Consider the following 19,036-nt stretch of genomic DNA (forward strand, 5'->3'; position numbering starts at 1 on the left):
GGCCGGTTTCCGGACTTATTTTTCCGGAACCCCTGCCTGAAGGAGTTCCAGCCATGCAAATGCGCAGAATCATCGCCGCCGCGTGCGGGCCGGTCCTCGCGATCGGTGTGTTCGCGGCAATTCAAAGCGGATCGGCGGAAGCCGTCCAGCCCGACACGCCCGCCGCACCGCCCGCCGCCGTGAACGGCGTGGCGACGGCGCTGGGCATCTCGCCCCAGCAGGCACGTACCCAGCTCACCGCCCAGGACGACGCGCACAAGCGGTTCAAGAGCCTGCCGCCGTCCCTGCTCGGTCAGCTCGCCGGCCACTGGTTCGACGCCGAGGCGGGGGCGCTGACCGTGGCGGTCACCACCGACGAGGCCGTGGCCCAGGCGACCGCCAGTGGCGTCAGGGCGACCAAGGTCCAGCGGAGCCAGGCCGACCTCGACCGCCAGCTCGACGAGGTCCGCAAGCTGATCGGCACCGGCGTGCCCGGCGTCTACAGCTGGGGCGTCGACGTGAAGAACAACCAGGTCGGCGTCACGGTCAACAGGACGAAGAAGACCCAGGCCACTGAGAAGTTCCTGGCGGCGGTCAAGAAGCTCGGGGCCGGCGTCGCCGAGACGGACTCCCAGCAGCGCCAGCAGGCCGGGACGGTGCAGACCGGCAGCCCGTGGTGGCCGGGCTCCGAGACGTACTGCTCCGTCGGGTTCCCCGCGACGGATGCCAACGGCGGCAAGCACTTCCTGACGGCCGGGCACTGCACGAACGACGCCAACCAGGCCGCCTACGGGCAGTCCGGGCAGCAGAACCGGCTCGGCACGTCGAACGTCGGCGGCAGCCGCAGCGTGAACGCCCGCGAGGGTGACATGGGCGTGGTCGCGGTGACCGAGACGGGGTGGAACCTGTCCGCCGCGGTCAACACGTGGGGCGAGCCCGCGATCACCCTGACCGGCTCGGCCGAGGCGATGGTCGGCGACCGCGTCTGCCACTCGGGCAACACCTCCAAGTGGAAGTGCGGCGAGGTCAAGTACACGCACAAGTCCGTCGACTACGGCGGCGGGCTGGTCATCGAGGACCTCACCTGGACCACCGCCTGCTCACTCGGTGGTGACTCCGGCGGTGGCTGGCTGCTCGGCGACAAGGCGGTCGGCCTGCACGACGGCGGCCCGTCGCAGTGCGTGCAGAACCCGACCAACGACGCCGACCTGTCGATCTTCCAGCCGGTCAACGAGGCACTGCGCAAGTGGAACCTCACGCTGGTCACCGGTGGTCCCGGTGACACCACCGCGCCCACCGCTCCAGGGGCCCCTCGCGCCGTGAGCACCACCTCGTCCAGCGTGTCACTGGCCTGGGACGCCTCCACGGACAACGTCGGCGTGACGGGTTACGAGGTCTACAACGGCAGTGCGCTCGCCACGACGGTCACGGGCACCACGGCGACCGTCACCGGACTCAAGCCCGACAACGACTACACCTTCACGATCAAGGCCAAGGACGCCGCGGGCAACGCCTCCGCCGCCAGCGCGGCCGTCAGCGCGCGCACCCAGCCGGGCACGGCGGACGACGAACCGCCCACGACGCCCGGTAACCCCAGGTCAACGGGTGTCACCGCGTCCAGCGTGGCACTGGCCTGGGACGCGTCCGTCGACAACGTGGGCGTCGCGAGTTACGAGGTCTACAACGGCAGTGCGCTCGCCACGACCGTCACGAGCACCACGGCGACTGTGACGGGCCTGACCGCGGACACCTCGTACTCGTTCACCGTCCAGGCGAGGGACGCGGCGGGCAACAAGTCGAAGCCCAGCCCGGCCGTGACCGCCCGCACGTCGCCCGGTGACACGGGCGGCCGGACGTTCACGAACGACACGGACTACCAGATCCGCGACTTCCAGACGGTGGTCAGCCCGCTGCGGTCGACCGCCACCGGCTCCGCCAGGAACCCGGTCACGGTGAAGGTCGGCGCCACGCACACCTGCCTGGAAGACCTGAACGTCACGCTGGTGGCGCCGAGCGGCCGCTGGTACCCGCTGCTGCGGACGCCGGGTGGCAACTACTCGTGCACCCCGTTCGTCAGCGGCAGGACGTTCAGCGTGGTCCCGGCGGCAGGGGAGGCCGCGGGCGGCACGTGGACGTTGCGGATCGGGGACAACGGCCCCGGTGACGTCGGCGTGCTGAGCAGCTGGTCGGTCACGCTCTAGCGACCGGCGGTGAGCGGGTCCCGCATCCCCGGCGGGACCCGCTTCACCGAATGGCGCGAAGAATCGCACAACTGAAAAGTGAACGGCGCACTGAAGAGTTAGGCATTGTGCCGGAATGTCCGGTGAAGCGAATCTGTCCGCTGTGAAAACAATGCGATTAATCGTCGGTGTCGCGGCACTGGTCGCCACCCTGATTCCCGGATCCGCGCACGCGGTAAAAGGCGGCGAACACACCACGCACGCCGAGCACCCGTGGCAGGTGGTGATCACCAGACCGGGCAGCGCGCATCCGCAGAAGGTCTCGTGCGGCGGCGCCCTGGTGCGGCCGAACAAGGTCGTCACCGCCGCGCACTGCATGGACCCGACCTACGGCGACGTCAAGGACAAGACCGTCATCTGGGGCCGCACCGACCTCACCGGCACCGACGGAGTGGTCGCCAAGATCACGTCGTTCTGGAAGCACCCCGACTACCAGTGGGGCTCGCTGGCCGGTGACGACGTGGCGGTGCTGACGCTGGATCGCAACGTGGGCACGCCCGCGTCGTTGCTGCAGCTCGCCACCGACCCCGCGCTCAACGCCGTCGGCACGCAGGCGTTGCTCACCACGCACGGCAAGACCGGGCCCGGCACCACCACCGCCGACTACGACCCGGTCATGAAGAAGGCCACGCTCCCGGTGATCGACCCCGACGCCACCGGTGGCTGCAAGAACATCGGCTGGACGTTCACACCGGACAAGCACCTCTGCTTCGGGCCGGTGAAGAACGACACCACCGGCGTGTGCTCCGGCGACAGCGGAAGCCCGCTCGTGGTCCAGCAGAACGGCGTGTGGCGGCAGGTCGGGCTGATCGAGTCCGGCGACGCGCAGTGCGCGGGACCGCAGGTCGGCGCGAAGATCACCCACTACGAGCCGTTGATCCGCCAGCAGCTGGGAGATCAACCCGGTGACGACTTCTCGATCGGGGTCGAACCCAGGTCCGTGACCGTCCAGCCGGGGCAGTCGGCGTCGGTCAAGGTCGGCACCACCGCGACCGGTGCCGCGCAGACGATCGCGCTCAGCGCGTCCGGTGTGCCGTCCGGCGTCACCGCCACGTTCGCGCCGGCCTCGGTGAAGGCGGGGGAGAGCGCCACGCTCACGCTGGCGGCCTCGTCCTCGGCGACGTCCGGCACGGCGACGGTCACGGTGACCGGAACCGGTACCAGCGCGACGAAAACGGCCGCGGTCGAACTGACCGTGGGCGGGAGCGGCGGCGTTGCGAACGGCGGCTTCGAGTCGGGATCGCTGACCGGCTGGACCGGCGGCGGCACCGCCACCGTCGTGAACTCGGGTGCCCGCACCGGCACGAACGCCGTGCGCCTCGGGGCCGCGACCGCGACCAACGGCGAGTCCACCGTCCGGCAGACCTTCACCGCACCGGCCGCGGGCACGCTCTCGGTCTGGTACTCGCAGTCCTGCCCGGACAGCGTGCAGTACGCCTGGGCGAAGGTCGTGCTGACCGACAACTCCTCCGGCGCCACCACGACTCCGCTGGCCAGGACCTGCACGAGCGGTCAGGGCTGGCAGCAGGTCACCGCACCGCTCAGGGCGGGCGTCAGCTACACGCTCACCCTCGTCAGCCGCGACGACAACCACCCGGACGACCCGGTGTCGGCGCTGTTCGACGACGTCACCTTCGCGACGGCCGCCGCCCTCGTCACGGGCCAGCGCGCCGACGCCTGAACACCGCTCTCCCTGCCTAAGGAGCTCCACCGTGAGAAGAAGAACCCTGCTATCAGCTGCGCTGGCGACAGCGACAGCCATCGCGACAGTCGTCCTGCCCGCCTCCGCCGCGCCGGAACCTCCGCCCAGCAGCGGGGACGCGCACGTCGTCTCGACGACGCAGGGCGGTAACGGCCTGCAGTACGTGGCCTACGAACGCACTTATCAAGGACTTCCGGTCGTGGGCGGCGACTACGTCGTCGTCAAGAACGCCACCGGTGCCGTGCTGAGCACCAACGTCGCCCAGCAGCAAGCGATCGCGGTCGACACCACCGCCAAGATCAGCGCCGACCGGGCGAAGGCGATCTCCCGGACCCAGCTCGCGGTGGCGAACGCCGTCGACGCGCCACGGCTCGTGGTGCACGCGACCGACGCGCCGAAACTCGCCTGGGAGACAGTCGTTCGCGGCACGAAAGGCCGTGCGCCGAGCGTTCTGCACGTGTTCGTCGACGCGTCCACGGGCGCGGTGCTCGGCTCACGTGACGAGGTCTTCGCCGGAACCGGCCGCGGTTACTACAACGGCGACGTCACCATCGGCACGTCGGGCTCCGGGTCGTCGTTCAGCATGACCGACACCACGAAGCCCGGCCTGCAGTGCGGCGGCCAGAGCGGCGGCGCCTACACCGGCACCGACGACGCGTGGGGCAGCGCGAGCGCCAACGACCTGGAAACCGCGTGCGTCGACGTGTTGTATGCGGCGCAACAAGAGTGGGCCATGCTCTCGCAGTGGCTGGGGCGCAACGGCGTCGACGGCAACGGCCGGACGTTCGCGGCGAAGGTCGGGCTCCAGGAGGCCAACGCCTACTGGACCGGCAGCAACACGACGTTCGGCTACAACGGCGCCCGTGACCGCCAGCTCACCGCGATCGACGTGGTGGCGCACGAGTACGGGCACGCGATCTTCCAGACCACGCCTGGTGGCAACGGTTCCGGCAACGAGAACGGCGGGATCAACGAGGGCACCGGTGACATCTTCGGCGCCCTGACCGAGCACTTCGCCAACAACCCCAACGACCCGCCGGACTTCCTCGTCGGCGAGGAGGTCAACTTCAGCGGTACCCAGCCGTTGCGCAACATGTACAACCCGTCGCTCGTGAGCGGCGACCCGAACTGCTTCTCGTCGTCCATCCCGAGCACCGAGGTGCACAAGGCGGCCGGTCCGCTGAACCACTGGTTCTACCTGGTGGCCAAGGGGAGCAGCCCCGGTGGCGGCGACCCGACCAGCCCGATCTGCTCCGGCGGCCCGTCCTCGGTGACCGGTGTCGGCATCCAGGAGGCGGGCAAGGTCTTCTACAACGGCCTGCTGGCCAAGACGTCGAACTGGAAGTACGTCAACGTCCGCACGGCGACGCTGAACGCGGCGAAGAACCTCTACTCCGACTGCCGGGTCTTCACCACGGTGAAGGCGGCGTGGGACGCGGTGTCCGTGCCAGCGCAGACGAACGACCCGGTCTGCACCGGTCAGTCGAACGACTTCTCCGTCGCGCTCTCGCCGTCCTCCGGCAGCGTCGCGCAGGGTTCCTCGGCCACCGCGACCGTCAACACCGCCACCGTGAGCGGTGCCGCGCAGACCGTGGCGCTGTCGGCGACCGGCCTGCCCAGCGGAGCTTCTGCGGCGTTCAGCCCGGCCTCGGTGACGACTGGCAGCAGCTCGACCATGACGATCTCGACCGGCTCGTCCACGCCCGCGGGCACCTACAACGTGACGGTGAACGCGGCCGGCACGACGACGAAGTCCACTGTGTACTCGTTGACGGTCACCTCCGGCGGTGGCGGTGGCGGGTGCTCCGGCAGCAACGGCGACGACGTGACCATCAACGACAACGCGACGGTGGAGTCGTCGATCGCGATCTCCGGGTGCTCCACGGCTCCGTCGGCGACCAGCACGGTCCCGGTGAAGATCGTCCACACCTACGTCGGCGACCTCGCGGTCAGCCTCGTCGCGCCGGACGGCTCGACCTACCCGTTGCACACCAACACCGGCGGCTCGGCGGACAACATCGACCAGACCTACACCGTCGACCTCTCGGGCGAGACCGCGAACGGCACGTGGAAGCTGCGGGTGAACGACAACGCGGCCAACGACACCGGGCGCATCGACTCGTGGTCGCTCAACCTCGGAGGTGGCGGCGGAGGTGGCGGCGGTCAGGCACCGGACGTCGACATCGCGGCGGTGAAGCAGCACCTGAGCCAGTTCTCCACGATCGCGTCGCAGAACGGCGGCAACCGCCGGTCCACGTCGGCCGGGTACCGCGCCTCGGTGACCTACGTGAAGGACAAGCTGACCGCGGCCGGATACGCCGTGACGGAACAGGCCTGCACCTCGGGCTGCACGTCCGGAGCCGGTCCGAACCTGATCGCCGAGTGGCGTGGCGGTGACGCGAACAACGTGCACATGTTCGGCGCTCACCTGGATTCCGTGTCCGCCGGCGCCGGCATCAACGACAACGGCTCGGGTTCCGCGGCACTGCTGGAGACCGCGCTCGTCCTCGCGCGCACCAACCCGTCGATGCTCAACAAGGTCCGCTTCGGCTGGTGGACCGACGAGGAGCAGGGCCTGAACGGCTCGCGCTTCTACGTCTCCCAGCTCTCGTCGGCGGATCGTTCGAAGATCAAGGCCTACTACAACTTCGACATGATCGGATCGGTCAACGGCGGCTACTTCATCAACAACCTCAACGCCACGCAGTCCGCGCACATGAAGGCCTACTGGGACTCGCTGAACCTGCAGCCCGAGGAGAACACCGAGGGCCGCAACCGTTCCGACGACGCGTCGTTCACGAACGCGGGCATCCCGGCGTCCGGCTACGCGATGGGCGCCAGCGCCACCAAGACGTCCGCCCAGGCGACGAAGTGGGGCGGTACGGCGGGGCGTGCGTTCGACCCGTGCTACCACTCGTCCTGCGACAGCACGGCGAACATCAGCGACCCGCACCTGAACCGCGCCGTCGACGGCATCGCCTACACGCTGTGGAAGGCGGCGGTCGGTGGTGCGCCGGCCGAGGACTTCTCGGTGGCGGTCTCGCCGTCGTCGGGTTCGGTGGCGGCGGGTGCGTCCCTGACGGCGACCGTGGCGACCCAGACCGTCAGCGGTCAGCCGCAGACCGTGCAGCTGTCCGCGTCCGGACTGCCTTCCGGGGCAACGGCTTCGTTCAGCCCGGCCTCGGTCAGCACGGGTGCGAGTTCGACGTTGTCGATCAGCACCACGGCGTCGGTGGCGCCCGGCAGCTACCCGGTCACGATCACCGCGGCCGGTTCGGCGTCGCGCACCGCCACGTACGCGCTGACCGTCACCGGTGGCGGCGGCGGAACCTGCAGCGCCACCAACCCGAACGACGTCGCCATCCCGGACGCGGGTGCTGCGGTCGACAGCGACCTCGTCATCTCCGGGTGCTCGGCGGTGCCGTCGATCCGGGCGGCGGTGGCCGTGAAGATCCGGCACACGTACGTCGGTGACCTGACGGTGTCCCTGATCGCGCCGGACGGCACGGCCTACCCGTTGCGCGACCAGACCGGTGGCAGTGCGGACGACATCGACCAGACCTTCACGGCCGACCTGTCGAGCGAGTCGGCCAACGGCACGTGGAAGCTCCGCGTGCGGGACGTCTACCAGGCGGACGTCGGCACGATCGACTCGTGGGGCCTGGACCTGGCACCGGCGAGCCTGACCCGGCGGGCGAGCTAGCCCGTCAGGACGGCGATGCAGGTCGCAGGGGACAGGGAAACATCGCCACGGGCGAGGGCACGCTCCATCCGTGCCCTCGCTTGGCCTGTCACGGGGTGGTGATCACCTGGCCCGCCCACGACAGCCCGCCACCGAAGGCGAACAGCAGGACGGGCTGACCGGACGGGAGTTCGCCGCTCTCGGCCATCTTGGACAGTGCGAGCGGCACCGAGGCGGCGGAGGTGTTGCCGGACTCGACCACGTCGCGGGCGATCACGGTGCCCTCGCGCAGACCGAGCTTGCGCGTCATCGCCTCGATGATCCGCAGGTTGGCCTGGTGCGTGACCACGGCCGCGAGGTCCGTGACGGCGACGCCGGCCCGTTCGCACGCCTTGATGGCGACGGCGGGGAGTTCGCTGGTGGCCCAGCGGAAGACGGCCTGGCCCTCCTGGGAGAAGCGCGGCTGCCACTCGTCGACGAGGCGCACGGCGTTGCTCCTGCTGGGGTCAGAACCCCAGGTGACCGGGCTGATGAGGGCGTCATCGGAAGCGCTGACCACGGCCGCGCCGGCACCGTCGCCCAGCAGGATGCAGGACGAGCGGTCGGTCCAGTCGACCAGGTCGGACATCTTCTCGGCACCGATGACCAGCGCGTGCTGCGCGGCACCGGCCCGGATCGTGTGGTCGGCGGTGGCGAGGGCCGTGCAGAAGCCGGCGCAGGCGTTGTTGAGGTCGAAGACGACGGCGGACGGGATCGACAGGTGCGCCGCCACCCTGGCCGCGGTCGAGGGGGAGCGGTCGATCGCCGAACAGGTGGCGACGATGACCTGCCCGATGTCGGACGGCGCGAGCCCGGACGCGGCGAGTGCCTTCGCACCTGCCGCGGAGGCCATGTCGGCGACGGTCTCCTTCTCGGCGGCGATGCGGCGGGTGGCGATGCCGGTGCGCTGGCGGATCCACTCGTCGTTGGTGTCCACCATCTTTTCCAGGTCAGCGTTGGTCAGCACGCGTTCGGGCTGGTGATGGCCGAACGCGACGACACGGGATCCGGACAAGGTGAACTCTCCTTCAGGCCAGGCGACCCGGCGAATATAGCAACCGATCGGTCGGTAGCTAAAGAGACGTAGACTACAAACATGAGCCCGCGCCGATCTGTCGCCGACACCCGCGAGACGCGGCAGCGCATCCTCGACCGGAGCCTCGCCATCGCGTCGTCGGAAGGTCTTGAGGGGCTCACGATCGGGCGCCTCGCGACGGAGCTCGGGATGAGCAAGGCGGGGCTGCTGGGCCACTTCGGCACCAAGGAGGCCCTGCAACTCGCGGTGGTCGACCAGGCCGCGGAGGTCTTCCTGCGCGAGGTGCCGCGCAAGGTCAAGCAGATGCCGTCGGGCCTGCCGCGCCTGATCGACGTCTGCGAGGCCTGGGTCTCCTACCTCGAACGCGAGGTGCTGCCCGGCGGGTGCTTCTTCACCGCCGCCACCGCGGAGTTCGACGGGCGCAGCGGTCGCGTCCGTGACGCGCTGGCCGGCATGAACGCGTTGTGGCGCAGGGACCTGCGGATCCACATCCGCCGCGCCGTGAGCGATGGCGACCTCAAGCTGGACACGGACGTCGACCAGCTGATCTACGAGATCCTCGGGGTCATGCTGGCGCTCAACCACTTCCTGCAGCTCGAACACGACAGCGCGGCACCGCGCCGAGCCCGTCAGGCGTTGAAGCGACTGCTCACGAAGTGATTGATGATCGCGGCGACCTCTGCGGGTTGTTCGTTCACCAAGCCGTGCGTCGCGTCGATCTCGTGCACCTGAACGTTTTTCGGCAGGTCGCGGCGCAGTCCCGCGCGGTGAGCGTCGAACAACGGCACTAGATCGGGCGGCACCGGCAGGTTGCGGGTGGCGAGCACCAGCAGGAACGGGCCGGTCACCTGCGCGAAGATCGGCAGGGCGTCCAGGAGTTCGGGCGACGTCCGCAGCACCGAGAGGATCTCGTGCGACGGGCGGGTGATCGTCTCCAACTGGGCGTCGAAGATCGCGTTCAGCTTGGCCAGGCCGTCCGCGACTTCCTCGGCCGGCAGTCCCGCGTAGTTCGCTGGATGCGTTGTGGCGGAACGGTGTCCGTCCAGGCTGATCGCCGCCGGGCACGACAGGTGTCGCAGTGCCCACAGGCCGGCCAGGACGCCGCCCAGTGACTGCCCGACGACCACGGGGTTGTCGAGTCCGAAATGGACGGCTGTCTCGTCGAGATCGTCGAGCACTGCCTCCCAGTCCCACTCGCCGTCGGGAGACTCGCCGTGCCCACGCAGGTCGACCGCGGCGGCGCGGCCGTTCAGCTGGGGCGCAAGCGTTTCCCAGGCGGATCTGCTGCCGCCCAGGCCGTGCAGGAGCAGGTGCGACGGGCCGTCGCCGCCGAAGTCGGTAGCCGCTAACTTCACTGGTCTCTCCTCAGGCTCAGCCGCGTGCGGATCGAGTCGACGGTCACGCCGCCGTCCGGGTGCCGCAGCAGCTTGTTGCGGTTCACCAGGTCATGAACGCCCTGGCGGGTGATGCCGAGCATCGCTCCCGCCACCCCCAACGACACGTGGTCCTTGCTCGGGTGGCCGGCGCGGCGTGCGGCGGCACGGCCCAGCGGCGTCGACCACCAGCTCTCGGGCGGGTCGAACGGGGTGTCGCCGGGGTACAGCGTGGCTATCAGGCGGACGGCCACCTGCCGGGCCAGCGCGTCGTCCGGTCCGAGCAGCTGGGCCGCCCACATCTCGGCGTCGGCCTCGACGGACTGCCGCAGGCCGACGAGATCGGCCTGCGGCAGCAGGATTTCCAGCGGGTCGAGCAGGCGGCTCGTCACGAGCCGGATCAGGTCGGTCCGCAGGTCCACGTGTTCCGAGGTGGTCGCCACTTGACAGACCATATCAAGTACTTGACGCGTGCCGTCAAGTAGCTAGGCGGCCCACATCTGCGCGGGAGCGATGTAGTTCCAGGTGTAGAGCTGGTTCGCCCCGTCGTAACTCCCGTCCGTACCCGCCCCATAGGTGTCGTGGACGTAGAACGACCCGTTGTCGTGGTACCCGATCACCACCGACAGATGCCCGGCCGTCGAGCCCCACGTGCCGCTCATGATCACGAACTTGCCCTGGTCGAGGAACGCGCGGACCTGCGCCGGGGTGAAGTTGCCCTGCTGGACCGCGGCGCCGTTGCGGGCCAGGAAGTCGCGCTCGGACTCCCACGAGGCGCAGGGGCGGGCCGGGTTGCCGCCGCAGTAGTAGCCGGTGATCCAGCCGTGCGCGCCCTTCCAGCTGCCCGTGCGCGACCAGTCGTTCATCGTGCGGTTGAAGGTGGTGCCGCGGTTGGAGAACTCGTCGGTGATGTAGCGGCCCCACTTCGAGTAGTGCGAGAACGGCTGTGCGACCTGCACGCCGAACTCGTTGGGCAGCTGGTAGGTGACGAGGTCGATCACCGCGCTGGTCGGGCCGCAGGACGAGTTGCCGTTGAACTCGTTGCGCGTGTCCCACAGCTGGTGGATGTACTCGGCGCGGTTCAGCCGGCCCATCGTGGTCACCTCACCGTCCAGCGTGGCGGCGCGCAGGCCCGACGCCTTCACGTACCCCTTCGCGGGGCTGCCGATGACGGGCTCGCCGCCGTCGATGCCGGTCAGCGCGTAGTTGAACGACAGGCCCTCGACGACCCGCGAAGCCTTGCGCGTGGCCAGGTCCTGGACGTAGACGCCGTTGAAGCCGGCGAACTGGTCGGGGCCGAGCGTCTTGTCGGACACGCACCCCATGACCTCGTACGCGACGCGTGCGCCGTCGGTGCTCCACACGGCGCTGCGGTAGTGGTGCCTGGTCTCGCCGACCAGCGACCGGACCTCGCCGTTCTCCGACGCCAGGCCCAGCCACTGCGGTTCGGCGCCGCCGCAGCGGTAGATCTCGTTGTGCTTGATGAAGCTGACGTGCCGCTCGCCCTTGACGTCGACCAGCTTGAAGTCGCGGTACAGCGCCTCAGCGCCAGACGTGATCAACGGCTTCGCGGCGCCCGACTTCACGTCGAACCGCACCAGCGAGCCCACGTACGTGCTGTCGTCGGCGACGTCCGGGTGCTGCACGGCCAGCAGACCGGTGCCGTCGGTGGTGAAGCCGAGCAGCTGGGGTGCGCGGCCCTTGAGCTTGCCCACGGAGACGCCGTCGACGACGACGTTCTCGCCGTCCGCGTAGGCCAGCGTCGAACCGTGGAACACGGCCGAGGTGATCGCTCCGCGCGCCACGAAACGGGACTTGCCGTAGCGGTCGACCGTGCTCAGCGAGCTGCCGCTGGTGCCGTTGAAGTCGGAGATCACGGCGGCCTGAGCGCCGTCGGCCGAAGAGGAGGACTTGATCGTGTAGGCGGGATCGCTGACGGCGACGGTGGCTCTCTTCACGCCGCCGACGATCACGTCGTAGCCGCCGCTCGACCGGACGGCGTGCGACTGCGACGGGCTGGAGGAGTAGGGCTCGACGGCCTGAGCCGGGGACACGGCGGCGGCCAGCGTGCCGAGTGCCACCACCAGTGCCAGTGAGGTTTTCGTCATGGGTCGAACGTCCTGGCGCGTGGCATGCGTCCGGTATGCGGTTGGTAGTTACGATCGGGAGTTGTGGAGTTCCGGGTGCTCGGGCCGGTCGAGTGTTACGCCGACGACGGCGTGCGGGTGAGCCTTGGGCCGCCCAAGCAACGCGCGGTGCTCGCGTTGCTGCTCGCCCAGCCCGGCCGGGTGCTGTCGGTCGACCGGTTGATCAGCGTGCTGTGGGACGACGCGCCGCCCAAGACGGCGTTGAAGAACCTCCAGGTCTACGTCTACCAGCTGCGCAAGATCGTCGGATCGCGGCTGCTCTCGCGGGCGCCCGGCTACCTGATGTCGATCGACCCCGCCGAGCTCGACCTCACCCGGTTCAGCGAGCTGCTCGACGCCGCCCGCAAGGAACGCACGCCGCGCAGCTACCGGGAGGCGCTCGCGTTGTGGCGCGGGCCCGCCCTCGCGGATCTGGCCGCGTCCGGGCTGTTGCGCGGGGTCGTCGCCCAGCTGGAGGAGCTGCGGCTGGCCGCACGGGTCGAGTGCGCCGAGGCGGAGCTCGACCTCGGCCGGCACGTCGAGATCGTCGCCGACCTGAACGAGTGGGTGCGCGAGCACCCGTTGAACGAACGCCTGCGCGAGCAGCAGATGGTCGCGCTGCACCGCGCGGGCCGCCCGGCCGAGGCGCTGGCCGCCTACCAGGAGTGCCGCCGGGTGCTGATGGACGAGCTCGGCGTCGAGCCGGGGGAGTCGCTGCGGCGGCTGCAGGCCGAGATCCTGCGCGCGAAACCCGTTGGCGCGGCGGCGATCCGGCAGCTGCCGCCGGACGTGGTCACCTTCTCCGGCCGCGGCCGCGAGCTGAACCTGATCAAGGCGCAGCTCCGGCAGGACCGGGTCGCGGTGTGCGTGCTCACCGGGCAGGCGGGCATCGGCAAGTCCGCGCTCGCGGTGCGGGCGGCCCACGAGATCGCCGCGAGGTTCCCGGACGGCCAGCTCTACGCCGACCTCTCCGACGGCGCCTCGGACCGGATCCTGAGCCAGTTCCTGCGGGCACTCGGCGAACGGCCCGGCGACGAGGAAGCCCTGCGGTACCGCTCGCTCACCGCGTCGCGCCGGCTGCTCGTGGTGCTGGACAACGTCGCCACCGCGGGCCAGGTGAAGCGCCTGCTGCCGACCGGTCCGGGCTCGGCCGTGCTGATCACGTCCCGCCGCCCGCTCACCTCGCTGACCGGCGCCTCGTACGTGAAACTCGGTGCGCTGCCACTGGAGGACGCGTTCCGGCTGCTCGAAGGCGTCGCCGGCAGGGTCGAGGACGCGGCGGAACTCGTGCGCTGGTGCGGCGGACTGCCGCTGGCGCTGCGCATCGCGGGAGCCCGCCTGGCCGCCCGTCCACAGTGGACCGCGCCACTGCTCGCCGCCAGGCTGGCGGACGAGACGCGCCGCCTCGACGAGCTCCGGCTCGGCGACGTCGCGGTGCGCTCGGCGTTCGCGGTCAGCTACGCCGAACTCGGATCGACCGCGGTGGCCAGGGTCTTCCGGCTGCTCGGGTTGCTGGACGGCCCGGACTTCGCGGTCGCGGCGGCACGGGCGCTGACCGACGTGCCGGACGTGGAGGACCTGCTCGCCGAACTGGCCGACGCGCACCTGGTCGACGAACCGGTGCCCGGCCGGTTCGCCTTGCACGACCTGCTGCGACTCTTCGCCCGCGAACGCTGCCGCGGCTCGGAGTCATCCGAGGAACGGTCGCTGGCGCTGGAACGCCTGCACAAGCACTACCTGGAAGCGCTGGCGGACAACCCGACCGACCTGTGGCTCGCCGAGGAGCGCGACAACCTGATCGCCGCCGCGCACCAGGCCTCACCGGCCGACGCGATCGCGTTCGCCGCCGGTCTGTCGTGGTACTTCCGCCGCCGCTCGGAGGTGGCGGACTGGGCCGCGTTGAACACGCTCGCCCTGGAGGCCGCCCGCTCGCTGGGCGACGTGCGCGCGGAAGCGTTGGCGTTGAAGGAACTCGGCGCCGCCTGCGAGCGCGGCTTCAAGTTCGCCGAAGCCCAGCAGCACTGGACGGCGGCACTGGCGCTGGCCCGCGACCTGCACGACCGCCAGCTGGAAGCCGTGACGCTCAACAACCTCGGCATCGCGCACTGGCGCCGCCGCGACCTGCCCGCCGCGCTGACCTCACTGGAGGCTTCGCTGACGTTGCGCGAGGAGCTGGACGACTCGCAGGGCGCGGCCTACGTGCGCACCAACCTGGGCCTGGTGCACGCGGCGCTGGGCGATCTTCCTGCCGCGCTGGTGTGTTACCAGGAGACGCTGACGACGCTGCGGGCGTGCGGTGACCGGTCCGGCGAGCTGCACGCGCTCGCGAACATGGCCGACGCCCACCGCCAGCTCGGGTCCCTGGACCAGGCGCTGGAACTGGCGGACGAGGCGTTGCGGCTCGCGCGGTCGGTGGGGGACAGGCAGATCGAGGCGGGCGTGCTGCTCGACCGCGGCACCGTGCACGAGTTGGCGGGACGGGCCGAGCAGGCGCGCGATTCCTACACCGAGGCCGTGGAGCTGTCGCGCCGCATCGGATTCCGCTGGGGGGAAACGGAAGCGGCGCGGAAGCTGACGGGGCTGGGCTAGGCCGTGTACCTGCCGGGCGCGAACACCCCGTCCGGATCGAGGGCCTGCCCGATCCTGGCCTGCAACGCCGTCGCCGTTCCCGGCCGGTCGACGTCCCGCCGGTAGGCCGGAAAACCCTGTGCCGCAAACGCTTGGTGCAACCGGTCGAGAGTCTCCTGTGCCTCGGCGACGGCCGAGGGATCGCCTGCCGGGAAGCCGAGCGCGATGACGTGGTCGACGGCGTCGCTGTCGAGGACGTTCACCGTGACGGCGGGTGTCGACGCGCAGCAGTCGTGGATCAGTTTCTCCGTGAGAGCCGCGGTTTTGCCGGAGAACGGCACGATCGGCAGGAACATCAGCAAGCCGAGTTCGGCGTCGATCCGCTCGGCAGGACAGCCCGCCGTCCTGCGCAGGAACCACGTGTCGGCCGGATCGGGATCACCCGCGTACGTCGCGCGGACCACCTCGTCCACCGCCGGGGCCGCGACGAGCGGTGAATGCCTTGCCTCGCCGAGAAGAACCGAGCCGAGCGCCTCGACCACCTCGCCCGCGCCGCTGAGGCAGACGTGCGCCAGATAGCCGTCCGCCTGTGCCGCGACCGGGTTGTAGACCTTGGTGGTGGGCGGAATCAGGCGCTGCTCCGTCCACGACCGCAGCACGTCGACCGCGTCGGCGAGGTCGTCCTCGGCGAACGTGAAGGGCAGCACCCGCACCTCCTCCGGTCTCGGCAGCAGCCGGACGACGGCGGCCGTGACGACCGCGAACGACGACTGCGTGAACAGGTGGGTGAGCGTCGGCCCGAGACCGTGCGGCCGCGGGACGGCCGACGTGCCCGGCCACCAGCCGACGTGCTCGCGCCGGCCGTCGGCGAGCACCACTTCGAGCCCGACCAGGTCCTCGGCACGGGCGCGGTGCACGCCGACGCCGCGCTCCAGCGAGTTGCCGATGACGCTGGTGCGCAACGAGGACGTGGTGAGGTTGAAGATCCTCGGCGTGCCGCGCAACAACTCCGCGAGCGCGCCCTGGGTCACGCCCGGCTCCACCACGGCGTAACCGCGTTCGAGGTCGAGTGCGCGCACGCGGTCCAGGCCCGACAGGTCGAGGACCGCGGCACCGTCACCGACCGGCAGACCCGAACCCAGGCCCCAGTTGTAGCCGGTGCTGATCGGGTGCAGCCGTCGCCTGCCGGATCGGACGATCTCCACCACCTCGTCGGCTGTCGCCGGACGGAGGACCTCGGTGATCGTGCGCGGGCGGAAGGCGGCGGGTTGCTCGATGGACACGCGGCGCACGATAGGGCGAAGAGCCGGGGGAAGCCGGTAGCCGGGCGCCGCGCGTCACGGTGAGGGCCTGACCCGAACGGCCTAGTCTGGGGCAGGTGGAACTGCTGCATCTCAGGTACTTCGTGGCGGTCGCCGAGGAGCTGAACTTCTCGGCTGCCGCCCGGAAGCTGCACATGGCCGCGTCGCCGCTGAGTCAGCGCGTCAAGGACCTCGAACACGAGCTGGGGCGGCAGCTGTTCGACCGCAGCACCCACCACGTGGCGCTGACGGACGCCGGCGCCGCCCTGCTGCCGATCGCGCGGGACGTGCTCGACCGCGTCGGGTCGATCCGGTGGCGTCTCGACCAGGCCACCGCGCCCACCCGGTCGACGGTGTTCGTCGGTGTGCCCGCCGGAATCCACCCGGCGTTGCGGGAACGGCTGACCCTGCTCGCGGAACGGGTCGCCGGGCGGTTCGAGGTCAAGCGGTGGCCGGGGACGACCACGGACCTCGTCGCGGCGGTGAAGGACGGCAGGCTCGCGCTCACGCTGGCCCGGCTGCCCGTGCAGGAGGCCTCCCTCGACACGCTGCACGTGATGTCGGAACGGCTCGGCGCCGTGGTGCCCGCCGACCGGTTCGAAGGCCGTGAATCGGTCAAACTGGCCGATCTCGCCGATCTGGCGTACGCGAAGTCGCCGGAGGAAATAATGCCCGCGTATTTCGAGCAGCTCGACCGGCAATTGCACGAGTTGGGCATCAAGAAGCGCATCCAGCTGAGCAACACCGGCTACCAGGGCACCTCGGAGATCGTGTCCGGTGGGCTCGGGTTCTCCGTCTCGATGCTCGACGAGGACAGCTCGATGCGCGGATATCGCCTGGAGAACATGGCTGTCCTGCCGTTCGAGGACTTCCGTGCGCAGCTCGACACCGGGCTGCTGTGGCGGCGCGACCGAGGCGACGGCGGCGACATCGAGGAACTCGTCGCGGTCGCGAAAGAAGTATTCGCGGAGCCGATAATCAAATGAACAATGGTGTGACCGCTGTGGTCATGCCATTGTTCGCGACATGATCGTTCCCTTTCTCGCGATTCGTCACTAACTTCGGTGGTGCAAGGACGAACAGGTGCGAAAGGACGAACGATGAAGGACATCACCGCCGGTCCGCTGGACGGCGTGCGGGTGATCGACCTCTCGACCGTGGTCATGGGCCCGTACGCGGCCCAGATCCTCGGAGACCTCGGCGCCGACGTGATCAAGATCGAGTCGCCTGTGGACACCGTCCGCAACGGCCGCTACCGCACCACGCCGGGCATGACCCCGTTGAGCCTCAACGTCAACCGGAACAAGCGCAGCGTCGCCCTCAACCTCAAGGACGAGAACGACCGCGAGACCGCCCTCAAGCTGATCGACACGGCCGACGTGCTGATCACCAACATGCGTCCCGGCGCGTTGAGCAGGCTCGGGCTGAACTACGCCGACGTCGCCGAGCGCAACCCCGGCCTGGTCTACGCCCACGCCCAGGGCTTCCGCGGCGACTCCGACCGCGCCGGCGTCGCCGCCTACGACGAGACGATCCAGGGCGCGTCCGGCCTGGTCGACATCGCGAACCGCGCCATCGGACGGCCGGTCTACCTGCCGACGATCATCGGCGACAAGGTGTCGTCGCTGACCATCGCCTACAGCGTGCTCGCCGCGCTGGTGCACCGGAACTCGACCGGTGAGGGCCAGCAGGTCGAGATCCCCATGGCGGACACGATGATCGCGTTCAACCTGGTGGAGCACCTCGCGGGCCACGCGTTCGTGCCGGAGGAGGGGCCGACGGGCTTCAACCTGTCGATGGCCAAGGGCCACCACGCCGTGCACACCAAGGACGGCCTCGCCTGCGTCGTCCCGTACAACCCGCAGAACTTCCGCGACTTCTTCGCCGCCGCCGGACGTCCCGACCTGGTCGAGGACCCGCGCGTCGCCGGTGAGCGGATCGACCCCGGCGACAGCGACGACCTGATGGGCCTGGTCGACGAGTGCGCGCCCGCACTGTCCAGTGAGGACTGGGCGGAGGTGTGCGCGAAGCACAGCATCCCGTTCGGGCCGGTGCTGGAGCTCGACAAGGCGCACGAGGACCCCTACGTCCGCGACGGTCACCTCCTCGACGTCGTGCAGCACCCGAGCGAGGGCGAGATCCGGTCGATCGGCATCCCCGTCCGGTTCTCCGCCACGCCCGCCACCGTCCGCCGCCTGGCTCCGTTGCCCGGCCAGGACACCGCAGAAGTGTTGAAGGAGCTGGCATGACTGTCGTGCGCACCGAACGCATTGGTTCGGCACTGCTGATCACGATCGACCGGCCGGAGGCCCGCAACGCCGTGAACGCGGCCGTCGCGACGCAGCTCGCCGCCGCGTTGGACGAGCTGGAGGCCACGCCGGAACTGCGCGTGGGCGTGCTCACCGGAGCGGGTGGCTCGTTCAGCGCGGGCATGGACCTCAAGGCCGCGCTGAAGGGTGAGTCGCCGGTGGTCGGCGATCGCGGCCTCGGCGGTCTCACCGAGGCCGAGCTCACCAAGCCGCTGATCGCCGCGGTCGAGGGGTTCGCGCTGGGCGGCGGGTTCGAGCTGGCACTGGGTTGCGACCTGATCGTCGCCGCGCAGGACGCGAGGTTCGGGCTGCCCGAGGTGAAGCGCGGCCTGATCGCCGCCGCCGGGGGAGTCGTCCGCCTGCCGCAACGGATCCCGCACCACCTCGCGATGGAGATCCTGCTCACCGGCGAGCCGATCGACGGCGTCCGGGCCGGCACGCTGGGCATCGCCAACAGGGTCGTGCCGAACGGCGAGGCCGCCGCGATCGCGTTGCAGCTGGCGGAACAGATCGCCCTGAACGCCCCGCTGGCGCTCGCCGCCGTCAAGAACGTCGTGCGCTCCCAGGACCCCTGGGCCGCACAACGCACCGAGAGCGCAAAGCTGATGGCCACGGCCGACGTCCGCGAGGGCATGACCGCGTTCGCCGAGCGTCGCACTCCACAGTGGACAGGACGCTGAC

At 70.1% G+C, this 19,036-nt stretch carries 13 protein-coding genes; 8 read left to right on the forward strand and 5 right to left on the reverse strand.

Annotated features, from left to right (window positions below; genetic code table 11):
* The first annotated feature begins 53 nt into the window (after positions 1–53).
* The 3 genes from ACH413_RS18000 to ACH413_RS18010 all read left to right on the forward strand — a co-directional run bounded on the left by ACH413_RS18000 (position 54) and on the right by ACH413_RS18010 (position 7,624).
* Complete coding sequence (locus tag ACH413_RS18000; protein ID WP_360034938.1) at positions 54–2,180, forward strand: fibronectin type III domain-containing protein; 2,127 nt, start codon at positions 54–56, stop codon at positions 2,178–2,180.
* Between the two features lie 151 nt (positions 2,181–2,331).
* The gene (locus ACH413_RS18005) at positions 2,332–3,900 is read left to right on the forward strand and encodes a serine protease (protein WP_360034935.1); all 1,569 of its coding nucleotides are present in this window, start codon (positions 2,332–2,334) and stop codon (positions 3,898–3,900) included.
* A gap of 31 nt (positions 3,901–3,931) precedes the next feature.
* Positions 3,932–7,624: a M28 family peptidase gene (locus ACH413_RS18010; RefSeq protein ID WP_360034932.1), complete on the forward strand. Its 3,693-nt coding sequence runs from the start codon at positions 3,932–3,934 to the stop codon at positions 7,622–7,624.
* A gap of 88 nt (positions 7,625–7,712) precedes the next feature.
* Here the strand turns inward: ACH413_RS18010 and ACH413_RS18015 are convergent, their stop codons facing one another.
* Complete coding sequence (locus ACH413_RS18015; protein ID WP_360034930.1) at positions 7,713–8,657, reverse strand: beta-ketoacyl-ACP synthase III; 945 nt, start codon at positions 8,655–8,657, stop codon at positions 7,713–7,715.
* 81 nt (positions 8,658–8,738) lie between these two features.
* On the opposite strand from ACH413_RS18015, the gene ACH413_RS18020 reads away from it, so the two are divergent.
* Complete coding sequence (locus tag ACH413_RS18020) at positions 8,739–9,338, forward strand: TetR/AcrR family transcriptional regulator (protein WP_360034927.1); 600 nt, start codon at positions 8,739–8,741, stop codon at positions 9,336–9,338.
* On the opposite strand, the gene ACH413_RS18025 is transcribed toward ACH413_RS18020, so the two are convergent.
* From ACH413_RS18025 to ACH413_RS18035, 3 genes are read right to left on the reverse strand one after another with little or no spacing between them, the layout of a single operon-like run.
* Entirely contained in the window at positions 9,308–10,033 is a 726-nt protein-coding gene (locus ACH413_RS18025) for an alpha/beta hydrolase (RefSeq protein WP_360034924.1), read from the reverse strand. The genes ACH413_RS18020 and ACH413_RS18025 overlap by 31 nt on opposite strands.
* Entirely contained in the window at positions 10,030–10,494 is a 465-nt protein-coding gene (locus ACH413_RS18030; RefSeq protein ID WP_360034921.1) for a hypothetical protein, read from the reverse strand. The genes ACH413_RS18025 and ACH413_RS18030 overlap by 4 nt, the downstream gene beginning before the upstream one ends.
* Positions 10,495–10,536: 42 nt before the next feature.
* Positions 10,537–12,159 carry a C39 family peptidase gene (locus ACH413_RS18035; protein WP_360034918.1) on the reverse strand — a complete coding sequence of 541 codons (1,623 nt, stop codon included), beginning with the start codon at positions 12,157–12,159 and terminating at the stop codon, positions 10,537–10,539.
* Positions 12,160–12,222: 63 nt separating this feature from the next.
* Between ACH413_RS18035 and ACH413_RS18040 the strand changes: the two genes are divergently transcribed.
* The gene (locus ACH413_RS18040) at positions 12,223–14,766 is read left to right on the forward strand and encodes a BTAD domain-containing putative transcriptional regulator (RefSeq protein ID WP_360034916.1); all 2,544 of its coding nucleotides are present in this window, start codon (positions 12,223–12,225) and stop codon (positions 14,764–14,766) included.
* On the opposite strand, the gene ACH413_RS18045 is transcribed toward ACH413_RS18040, so the two are convergent.
* Complete coding sequence (locus tag ACH413_RS18045; protein WP_360034913.1) at positions 14,763–16,028, reverse strand: FAD-binding oxidoreductase; 1,266 nt, start codon at positions 16,026–16,028, stop codon at positions 14,763–14,765. The two genes, ACH413_RS18040 and ACH413_RS18045, sit on opposite strands and share 4 nt — an antisense overlap.
* A 95-nt stretch (positions 16,029–16,123) precedes the next feature.
* On the opposite strand from ACH413_RS18045, the gene ACH413_RS18050 reads away from it, so the two are divergent.
* From ACH413_RS18050 to ACH413_RS18060, 3 genes are all read left to right on the forward strand, one after another.
* Positions 16,124–17,032, forward strand: coding sequence for a LysR family transcriptional regulator (locus ACH413_RS18050; RefSeq protein WP_360034910.1), 909 nt, complete (start codon positions 16,124–16,126; stop codon positions 17,030–17,032).
* 114 nt (positions 17,033–17,146) lie between these two features.
* On the forward strand, positions 17,147–18,295 hold the full coding sequence (locus ACH413_RS18055) for a CoA transferase (RefSeq protein ID WP_360034908.1): 1,149 nt from the start codon (positions 17,147–17,149) through the stop codon (positions 18,293–18,295).
* The gene (locus ACH413_RS18060) at positions 18,292–19,035 is read left to right on the forward strand and encodes a crotonase/enoyl-CoA hydratase family protein (protein ID WP_360034905.1); all 744 of its coding nucleotides are present in this window, start codon (positions 18,292–18,294) and stop codon (positions 19,033–19,035) included. Before ACH413_RS18055 ends, ACH413_RS18060 begins: the two co-directional genes overlap by 4 nt.
* The last annotated feature ends 1 nt before the right edge of the window (position 19,036 follow it).

It is taken from the genome of Lentzea sp. NPDC020367, assembly GCF_044387305.1.
Taxonomy (GTDB): Bacteria; Actinomycetota; Actinomycetes; order Mycobacteriales; family Pseudonocardiaceae; genus Lentzea.

What these genes read in the sequence shown, in the direction of transcription:
- ACH413_RS18000 (WP_360034938.1), top strand. Translation starts at nt 54, where the DNA reads ATGCAAATGCGCAGAATCATCGCCGCCGCGTGCGGGCCGGTCCTCGCG.
- ACH413_RS18005 (WP_360034935.1), top strand. Translation starts at nt 2,332, where the DNA reads ATGCGATTAATCGTCGGTGTCGCGGCACTGGTCGCCACCCTGATTCCC.
- ACH413_RS18020 (WP_360034927.1), top strand. Translation starts at nt 8,739, where the DNA reads ATGAGCCCGCGCCGATCTGTCGCCGACACCCGCGAGACGCGGCAGCGC.
- ACH413_RS18035 (WP_360034918.1), bottom strand. Translation starts at nt 12,159, where the DNA reads ATGACGAAAACCTCACTGGCACTGGTGGTGGCACTCGGCACGCTGGCC.
- ACH413_RS18055 (WP_360034908.1), top strand. Translation starts at nt 17,147, where the DNA reads ATGAAGGACATCACCGCCGGTCCGCTGGACGGCGTGCGGGTGATCGAC.
- ACH413_RS18060 (WP_360034905.1), top strand. Translation starts at nt 18,292, where the DNA reads ATGACTGTCGTGCGCACCGAACGCATTGGTTCGGCACTGCTGATCACG.